Origin of the sequence: Serratia sp. ASV30 (assembly GCF_016428815.1) — a bacterium.
Lineage (GTDB): Bacteria > Pseudomonadota > Gammaproteobacteria > Enterobacterales > Enterobacteriaceae > Chania > Chania fonticola_C.
The window spans coordinates 53,241-62,692 of record NZ_JAELTL010000033.1; the positions used below are offsets into that span (position 1 = coordinate 53,241).

Genomic DNA, 9,452 nt, shown 5'->3' on the forward strand with positions numbered 1-9,452 from the left:
CACAAAGTTACCCGTCATGAAAGCGGTTACATGGCTTGAGGCGCTAGCTCACACCCCGGTAAACCAGGATTCACTACGCTAGCGGCACATCAATAACAACTCGGGGTGACCTATGGATGGTAAGAAAACGCTCAACCTTTGGCTGGCTTTGCTGCCGATCGTTGCCATGCTGACGCTGTTGATCGTCGGCTATGGGGTGTGGGAATTACGTATTGAACCGCTGTTACTGCTTTCGGCGGCCGTTGCTGCCGGATTGGCACTGTGGCAGGGCTACAGCTGGGATGACATTATAAACTCGATCGTCAGCAAGCTGGCGAAGGCCATGCCGGTGATCATGATCCTGATCTGTGTCGGCGGCCTGATTGGTACCTGGATGATCAGCGGCACCATTCCTTACATGGTGTACTGGGGGCTGAAAGTGATCAGCCCGCAATATATTCTGATCGCGGCCTTCTTCCTCACCAGCGTGATTTCCGTCTGTACCGGCACTTCATGGGGATCTGCGGGGACAGTTGGTGTTGCGCTGATGGGCGTTGCGGCGGGGCTGGATGTGCCGTTGGCGGCGGCGGCGGGCGCGGTGGTTTCCGGTGCCTATTTCGGCGATAAAATCTCTCCGCTGTCGGATTCGACCAACTTTGCCGCTATCGTGGCCGAAACCGATCTCTATGCACATATCAAACACCTGATGTATACCACGCTGCCCAGCTTTGTGCTGGCAGCCACCGTTTACCTGATCGCCGGTCATAGCAGCGTGGTGGGAACGGTTGCTACGCCACAGCGGGTCACTGACATCATTGTTGGGCTGGAAAGCCTGTATCATTTCAACCTGCTGCTGATCCTGCCGCCGGTGCTGGTGCTGTAGGGCGCGGTGACCAAACGGCCGGTGATCCCGGTCATGCTGGCTGCCTGTGTGCTGGCGATCGGCCTCGCCGTGGTGATGCAGGGCTTTAGCCTGAAACAGGGCCTGAACGCGCTGATGGACGGCTTCAACCTGTCGATGTTTGCTGAACGCGGGCATGATATCAGCGGCGTGATCGCCGATGTTCCGCGCTTGCTTAACCGGGGGGGCATGTTCTCAATGATGAGCACCATCCTGCTGGTTCTGTGTGCCTTCTCATTTGCCGGTGCGCTGACGGTGATTATCAACCGGTTGCTGAAAGTGGTGCGCACCACCGGCCAACTGATTGCCGCTACGGTGGGTACCACAATTCTGGTCACCGGCGCGACCAGCGATGGCAAGCTGGCGCTGCTCATTCCGGCAGAGCTGTATAAGGACGCCTATCGTCGCATGGGATTGGACAACACCAACCTGTCACGCACCATCGAAGATGCCGGTACGGTGATTGAGCCCCTCATTCCCTGGACGGCGGCCGGTGTTTATATGGCGACCACGTTGGGAGTGAGCACGCTGGATCTGCTGCCTTGGGCGGTGCAGTGTTACGCGGCGGTCTTCTTCGCTTTGATTTACGGTTTTACCGGTTTTGGCATCGCCAGAGTGAAGCCAGAGGCTCAACAACAGGAGATGCCAAATGAAACAGCCTGATTTCAACCAGGTGGTCGATCGCCACCATACCAGCTCGGTAAAATGGGATTTCATGGGGCATTATCTGCAATTGAATGAAACCGACCTGTTGCCGATGTGGGTATCAGACTTTGACTTTGCTTGCCCGCCAGCAGTGCAGCAGGCTTTGCATGCGCGTGTCGATCATGGCGTATTTGGCTATAGCGAACGTGATGAAGATTACTACCGGGCGGCTATTGAGTGGTTTGCCCAACGCCACCAACTGCCGCTGCAACGGCAATGGTTTACCTCGATCGAAGGGGTTGTGCCGGGGATTGCGCTGCTGATCCAGATGCTCAGCCAACCCGGTGATGGCGTCGTGGTGCAGGGGCCTTATTACGGCTCCTTTAAGAAGGTGATCACCCTCAATGGTCGTCGGGTACTCGAGAACCCACTGCAGGAGCGGGAAGGGGAGTATCACTTTGACTTTACCCAGTTGGCCGAGCTGTTGCAGCGGGAGAAGCCGCCGTTGCTGGTGTTGTGCAATCCGCATAACCCAACCGGCCGCTGCTGGAACCAGCAGGAACTGACGCAATTGCTGACGCAATTGCTGACGCTGTGCCAGCAACACGGGGTGACGGTGATCTCTGATGAGATCTGGGCGGATTTGATCCTGCCGGAAGAGCGCTTTACCTCGGTTTTACACCTGGGGTCGCAGTGGCACGATAGGGTGATTGTGGCAACCTCTGCCAGTAAAACCTTTGGTCTGTCCTCGCTACGCATCTCCAATTTCCTGATCCCGAATGCGGCGCTGCGTGAGCAATTTGTCGAACGGCTCAATGCGCACGGGCTAGACGTTTTCAACGCGCTTGCCATGACGGCAGCGACGGCGGCTTACCAGCAGGGTGGCCCGTGGCTAGATGCTTTGTTGGCTTATTTGGCCGAGAACCGGCGCTGGTTTGCACAGGCGTTGGAGCAGGCGGCTCCCTGGTGCCGGATGATATCAGCACAAGGCACTTATCTGGCCTGGCTGGATTGCCGTGCGCTCGGGTTGGATGATGAAGCTTTGCAGCTGGCCATGCGTCAACAGGCCAAGATTGCGCCTTCGATGGGCTATGGATTTGGCGAGCAGGGGGAGGGGTTTATCCGCATCAATCTCGGTTGTCCGCGCGCCTATCTTGAAATGGCCGTCGCAGGGTTGGCTAAACTAACCAATTGATTTTATAGTGGGCGCAGCATGCTGCGCCCACTTAGCGCCCCTCCAGTATAAAACCTCAGCTATGGCTAACCACCACCAGTTTCTGGTTCACAAACTCCTTAATCCCCAGATCTGACAGCTCGCGGCCAAAGCCGGAACGTTTAATACCGCCAAACGGCAGCTCAGGTGCGGTATCGGTCAAGGAGTTGATATACACCATGCCGGTTTCAATGCGTGAGGCCAGCTTTTTGGCTCGTTCAATATCGGTGCTGAAGATGGCCCCGCCAAGCCCGTAGTGGGAGTCGTTGGCCAGCTTGACGATCTCCTCGTCATCGCTCACCACATAGACCTGCGCCACCGGGCCGAAAAACTCGGTGAAATAAGCCGGGTTATCGCGGCTGATATGCGTGAGGATGGTGGGTTCAAAGAAGTTACCTTCGTGCTGTAACGCCTTGCCGCCCAGGTGCAGTTTGGCCCCTTGCTTCACCGCCTCATTGACCTGCTCGGTCAGCCCTTCCAAGGCAGACTTGGAGGATAGCGGCCCTAAGGTGGTGGTTTCATCCAGCGGATCGCCCATTTTCACATTCTTGAAATGCTCGGTGAGCTGTTGCAGGAAGGCTTTCGCTACTTTCTCCTGCACGATAAAACGCTTGGCGGCGGTACAGACCTGCCCGGCATTGTTGAGCCGTGCCTCTGCACCCACTTTGACGGCCTTCTCGAGATCGCAATCGTCGAGCACGACGAAAACGTCGTTACCTCCCAGTTCCAACGTGGCCTTTTTCAGCTTCTTGGCCGCCTGAGCCGCCACGATGCTGCCCGCTTTTTCCGAACCGGTCAACGCCACGCCTTGCACCCGATCATCGGCGATGATGCTGGCCACCTGATCCTGGGAAATATACAGGTTGGTATAGGCCCCTTTGGGCGCTCCGGCCTCATGCACCAGCTTCTCGAACGCTTCGGCGCAGTGCGGCACGATGCTGGCATGCTTGACCACTACCGGATTCCCGGCTGCCAGGTTAGGGGCGAGCACGCGCATCAGTTGGTAAAAAGGGAAGTTCCAAGGCTCGACCGCCATCAACACCCCGATGGGATGATGCTCGACCCAGGCCTCACCCAGGCTGGACTCATAGCTCACCGGGGCCAGGAATTTTTGCGCATTGTTGGCGTAGTAACGGGCAATCTGGGCACACAGCTTCACTTCGCCACGGCTTTGCTCGATCAGCTTGCCCATCTCAACGCTGGCAATGTTCGCCAGTTCCTCCACCCTGCTCTCCATCAGCTCGGCCAGCTTATGCAACACGGGTAGGCGCTGGATGATTTCGCCTTTGGCCCAGTCGGAATGATAAAGCGCATCGGCCTGGGCTAGCGCCAGTTCGACCTGATCGTCGTTATGCGGGGTATATTCTTTAATCAGCTGATTGTTAAAGGGGTTTACTGTCTGGTATGGCATGAAGTGCTCCTTTCGTCGCTCATGTTGACGCCTGACAGACGCCTTATTCAGAACGTTAAGTTTAGACGACAGGGCTGCGAAGGAGGGGCATAAAGGGCGATCGTGCGCCAGTGCCGCGCATGCAGAGGCTTAATACGAGTGTGCCGAGATGATCCTTTGCTCCCAAAGGGCAAGCTCTACCAGCCCCCTCTGCCTGTGGGAGAGGGGGCTGGTGAGGGGGGTAAGATAAAATGTTACTGAATGTTGTTACCCCAGTGTTTTTGCTTGCTGGTTTTGCCAATGCCGGGATTAAAACTGTTGGTAGGATCGGCATCCTGATAGAAGGCCTGTAAATCCGGTTTGGCATGATACAGATGGCCAACGTTGTGCTCGGCCGGATACTCCGCACCACGCTGATTGAGGATCTCCAACATCTGTTCTTTCAGCGCATGGCTGTTCGCGCCTTTTTTCACCACGTAATCCTGATGAAACACGTGGCACATAAAGTGGCCGTAATACAGCTTGTGCACCAACTGGTTGTCGATCTCCGGCGGCAGGGTTTCAAACCACTCGGTATCGTTGCGGCGCAGGGCGATATCCAGCGCCAGAATGTCCTCGACCTGATCGGCATGCACCGCGTGATAGCGCACGGCGGCGCCCGCTGCGGCAAAGCGGTGCAGGAACGCTTTCTTGCCTTCTTCAGGCGTGCAGACGAAAAAGTCACCGTCGGCCTGGGCAAAATAGCTTTGCAGATACTGCTGGGCTTCTTCCACGCCTGGGCCGGCCATTTTCAGCAGCAGATGGTGTTCAAAGCGTTGGCGATACGCTTTCATGCGCGTTGGCAGATGGTTAGGTGCCAGCTTGCTCAGCTTCTGCATCAGGTTATCGGTGAGGTTATGCGGTAACAGCGGCAGTTTGTTCAGCGTGGCATCCACTCGGCCCTTCAGGGTGAAGAAGCGCGGCATTTGATCGGTGCCCAGCTTGTCGATCATCATAAAGGTGTCTTTGCCATACACCTCGGCGATATCGAAAATATCGCGGTGCATATATTCCCCGGCCACCGGCAGATTTTCAAACTGGCTCAGCATATGGCGGCGCAGCTCGGTCAATACCGCGGTATCGTTGGTGCCGATATAGAACACCTGCTCTTTATCTTCTTTGGCGAAGGTGTCCAGACGTACCGCAAATACCGCCAGCTTCCCGGCACAGCCGGAAGCCTCGAACAGGCGGCGTTTATCGGCATTAAAGCGGGAAGGAGTATCGGCATCCACATCGCGCACACGGCTGGCGTATTCGTTATCCGAAGCGCGCAGTTCGCCATGTTCAACATCGGTTGGCCGGTAATCGCCCTTTTCCAACCGCGTGAGGATCTCTTCCGGCGTGTCGCCCAGGTTAATCCCCAGATGATTGACCAACCGTAACTGGCCATCGGCGTCCAGCTTGGCGTACAACGCCATTTCGGTATAGGCCGGGCCGCGCTTGACCAGCGCCCCCCCGGAGTTGTTGCATATCCCCCCGATCACCGAAGCGCCGATACAGGAAGAGCCGATTACCGAGTGCGGTTCACGGCCATAAGGTTTCAACAACCTTTCCAGCTTATTGAGCGTACTGCCGGGGAAGCCTACCACCTGCTTGCCGTTATCCAATACCTGAATATGATCGAGCCGCAGGGTGCTGACAATGACAATCTCACGATCATAATCCTGGCCGCTTGGGGTGGAGCCTTCGGTCAAACCGGTGTTGGCCGCCTGCATAATGACAATCTTATCGGCGGCGACGCAGGCTTGCAGGATCTGCCACAGTTGCAGCAGACGGGTAGGGAACACGACGGCCAATGCCTTGCCACCGCCGGAGCGGAAACCTTTGCGATAACGTTCGGTGCTACGCTCGCCGGTCAGCACTTGCGCGTTGCCGACGATATTTTTCAACTGAGTGATAAATGCCTGCGTCATGCCCATCTCCATGTCCCCGCCTGGCTGCAACGGGGTTTAATGTTTAATAGCGTTCCTGATATCCCGCCTCACGTTCTTCTGCTCGCAACGTCAGGATCTCCACGCCGTCAGCGGTAACCGCTACGGTGTGCTCCCATTGGGCGGAAAGCTTTTTATCGCGGGTGACCACGGTCCAGCCATCTTTCTTCTGCTTGATGCGGTGGTCGCCCTGGTTAATCATCGGTTCGATGGTAAACACCATCCCTTCCTGCAACACCGTACCGGTGCCTGGCTGGCCGAAGTGTAGCACCGCTGGGCCTTCGTGCATTTCACGGCCAATGCCGTGCCCACAATACTCCCGTACTACGCTGTAACCCGCCTGTTCTGCATGTTGCTGTATGGCGTGACCGATGTCACCTAGCGTAGCACCGGGTTTCACTGCCCGGATGCCTTGCCACATTGACTCATAGACATTGTTGACCAGGCGCTTGGCAATCGGGGTGGTTTGACCGATGCAATACATCTTGCTGGAGTCGGCAATAAAGCCATTATTTTCCAGGGTGATATCGACATTGACGATCATCCCGGAACGCAGAATTTTGCTGGCCGATGGGATGCCGTGGCAGATCACTTCGTCGATCGAGGTATTGAGCACGTAGGGGAAATCATACTGGCCCTTGCTGGCAGGGCGTGATTTCAGCTCATTGACGATAAAGGCTTCGGTACGGTCATTGATCTCCATGGTGGTGATGCCTTCGCGGATCACTTCATCGAGCATGGCAAACACCTTGGCCAGCAGCGCGCCGGAGTGGCGCATGATGGCAATTTCCTGCGGCGTTTTAATCACAATATCTTTCACCCAACAATCTCCTTCAGCGTCAACGCGTTATCTTTCATCATCTTCTTTACCAGTTGCGGATAGGTCAGCTCCGGGTTCAGCTCTGCCAGCATGCCGATCCTGATCCAGTGTTCCGCCTGTGCGTTGATAGAACGCGACATGGTCAGGCTGGCGAGCCTGAGATCGTCATGTAGCGTCTCCGAGATTTTTACAATCCCCATAGCCGACTCCGTCAGTGAACAATATACGGAGTGTATACGTTTTGGATGCTATGGGTTAGGCATTCTGTGGCGCAGGCATTTTAGGCTCAATGGTCATTGCCGGGGTCGCACAATGCGTTTATTGTGATCGTCGGCTTTGTTGCCATGACATTTTAAAGAAGGATTTAGGGCGTGACTAAACTACGTGTTGGGGTGATCTTTGGGGGCAAATCAGCGGAGCATGAGGTTTCGCTGCAGTCGGCAAAAAATATTCTGGATGCCATCGACAAAGAGAAGTTTGACGTCACGCTGCTGGGCATTGATAAGCAGGGGCAATGGCACCTTAACGATGCCTCCAACTTCCTGCTGAATGCGGAAAACCCGGCGTTGATCGCGCTGAACCACTCGAATAAAAACGTGGCGCTGGTCCCTGGGTATGAGAAACAGCAACTGATTGAAGCCGATGGTGCTGGTGCGTTGGGGCAACTTGATGTGGTATTCCCCATTGTCCACGGCACCTTGGGGGAGGATGGTTCGCTGCAAGGCCTGCTGCGCATGGCGAATATGCCGTTCGTGGGGGCGGGCGTGTTGGGTTCGGCGGTCAGCATGGACAAAGACGTTACCAAACGTCTGCTGCGAGATGCCGGGCTATCAGTAGCTCCGTTCGTCACGCTGACGCGTTCCAACCGCAACAACTACAGCTTTGCTCAATTAAGTGAAAGCCTGGGGCTACCGCTGTTTGTTAAACCGGCGAATCAGGGTTCCTCTGTTGGTGTCAGCAAGGTGCATGACCAGGCGGAGTTCGAACAGGCTATCGCCCTGGCATTCAGTTTCGACCATAAAGTGCTGGTGGAATCGGCTATTGTTGGCCGTGAGATCGAATGCGCGGTATTGGGCAATGATCATCCGCAGGCCAGCGTCTGTGGTGAAATTGTCCTGACCGATGAGTTCTACTCTTACGACACCAAGTACATTAATGAGCAAGGCGCGCAGGTGGTGGTACCGGCGGCGATCGATCAGGATGTCAGCGATAAAATCCGCGAGGTGGCATTGCAAGCCTTCAAAGCGCTGGATTGCTTGGGTATGGCACGTGTCGACGTGTTCCTGACGCCGGACAATAGCGTGATTATCAACGAAATTAATACGTTGCCTGGTTTCACCAATATCAGCATGTATCCAAAACTGTGGGGAGCCAGCGGGGTGAGCTATAGTCAACTGATCACCATTTTGATTGAGCTGGCGCTGGAGCGGCATCAGCAGGATCGCGGGCTGAACAGTTCGGTGTTTGATCGGGATTAAGCGGGTGGGCAACAACGTAACCGGCGCTGTTGCCCTTATTGATTGACCACTGTGGTTATCTAATGACTCGTTGCTGTTCCTTTTTTGAGCATACAAAAACGGGTATGAAGGCCGTAGAGACTAAAATATCGTCATCCAACAGTTGCTCTACTCTTAGCGTTTGCTTTTTGCCAAAGGTAATCGCATCGTCCGCTGCGTTATCGGTACCACTTCTTATAACCACAGGATCGGTCAATAACAGGAATTTACCTTCGTGCTCATAATGGTAATCCAAGCTACGTGAGACTACCGAAGATTTCGCACCGTCATGTATCTCTCCATACATTGAAAAAGTGACTTTATTGCTATCTTTAAAGTAGATAGAAACATCCAATATGGACTCAATCTGAGCTTTATTCCTGGTTTCATGTGTATTGAGTTTTGTTGTACAATATAAGCTTTGGTAGGTATTGTTGGGTGTTAGCCAAAAAATGGTTAATGCAATCAACAAGGAAATAGAAAAGAAAATCAATAACATCCATGGCTTAAATATCATTTGAGTTATAAATGTAAGTGGTTTCGCATTGTTCATTTTTATTATTTCCACACAAAGAAAAAATAAAGTTACTGTGTTCGGATTTATTGGTCAATCTTTTGTTTAAATAGATGTATGTGATTGGGGTTTTATATTTACTGTTTGCTATCTTTTTTGTTATGGCGTTGTCTTCCTGAGACCCCGGCACTAAGTCCATTAATGAGCCTTGTAAAAAATAAACATCACTATTGTCGATCTTTTTGTAGAAGGTTAGGCCGTTTTTGGGTAACCCTCCAACGTTATTGATATGGAAATAGATCGAATAACCCACCGCGGCCAGAGAAATTGTGCACAGTAGAAGGGCGAACGCCGTTTTATAAATAAGAAAACGTGAGAATAAGAGATTGGTTTTAGATGGTTCCCCCTCCTTAGGTAAATGTTCATCATCGTTATTTAACAGATCTGCGGATAAAGGGATTATCTTATCAACATTGTCGATAGCCTCCACAGTATCAACTTTTAAACAAAAACCGGATTTGGGT

Annotated in this window: 8 protein-coding genes and 1 pseudogene; 3 read left to right on the plus strand and 6 right to left on the minus strand. The window is 53.7% G+C overall.

Features of this window, described 5'->3' with window-relative positions:
- The first annotated feature begins 112 nt into the window (after nt 1-112).
- Nucleotides 113-1,543: pseudogene (gene nhaC, locus JHD74_RS15615) on the plus strand (Na+/H+ antiporter NhaC).
- Nucleotides 1,530-2,720, plus strand: coding sequence for a MalY/PatB family protein (locus JHD74_RS15620; RefSeq protein ID WP_199063038.1), 1,191 nt, complete (start codon nt 1,530-1,532; stop codon nt 2,718-2,720). The pseudogene nhaC and the gene JHD74_RS15620 overlap by 14 nt, the downstream one beginning before the upstream one ends.
- Nucleotides 2,721-2,775: 55 nt before the next feature.
- Here the strand turns inward: JHD74_RS15620 and JHD74_RS15625 are convergent, their stop codons facing one another.
- The 4 genes from JHD74_RS15625 to JHD74_RS15640 form a co-directional block, all read right to left on the minus strand.
- Nucleotides 2,776-4,149, minus strand: coding sequence for an NAD-dependent succinate-semialdehyde dehydrogenase (locus JHD74_RS15625; protein WP_065686775.1), 1,374 nt, complete (start codon nt 4,147-4,149; stop codon nt 2,776-2,778).
- A gap of 233 nt (nt 4,150-4,382) precedes the next feature.
- Entirely contained in the window at nt 4,383-6,080 is a 1,698-nt protein-coding gene (gene dld / locus JHD74_RS15630) for a D-lactate dehydrogenase (RefSeq protein WP_370592655.1), read from the minus strand.
- Nucleotides 6,081-6,123: 43 nt separating this feature from the next.
- On the minus strand, nt 6,124-6,918 hold the full coding sequence (gene map, locus JHD74_RS15635; RefSeq protein WP_199063040.1) for a type I methionyl aminopeptidase: 795 nt from the start codon (nt 6,916-6,918) through the stop codon (nt 6,124-6,126).
- A complete protein-coding gene (locus JHD74_RS15640) occupies nt 6,915-7,118 on the minus strand; it encodes a ParD-like family protein (protein WP_024527427.1) in 204 nt (67 codons plus the stop codon). The genes map and JHD74_RS15640 overlap by 4 nt, the downstream gene beginning before the upstream one ends.
- Nucleotides 7,119-7,289: 171 nt before the next feature.
- Here JHD74_RS15640 and ddlA point away from each other — a divergent pair, with 171 nt between their 5' ends.
- Nucleotides 7,290-8,396: a D-alanine--D-alanine ligase gene (gene ddlA, locus JHD74_RS15645; RefSeq protein WP_173409622.1), complete on the plus strand. Its 1,107-nt coding sequence runs from the start codon at nt 7,290-7,292 to the stop codon at nt 8,394-8,396.
- Between the two features lie 55 nt (nt 8,397-8,451).
- Here ddlA and JHD74_RS15650 read toward each other — a convergent pair whose 3' ends face one another.
- Together JHD74_RS15650 and JHD74_RS26655 are read right to left on the minus strand one after the other, a co-directional pair.
- Nucleotides 8,452-8,967, minus strand: a complete 516-nt coding sequence (locus JHD74_RS15650; protein ID WP_199063041.1) for a hypothetical protein — start codon at nt 8,965-8,967, stop codon at nt 8,452-8,454.
- Nucleotides 8,921-9,452, minus strand: a 532-nt coding sequence (locus JHD74_RS26655; protein WP_233169553.1) for a hypothetical protein, incomplete at its 5' end; no start/stop codon positions are given. The genes JHD74_RS15650 and JHD74_RS26655, both read right to left, overlap by 47 nt.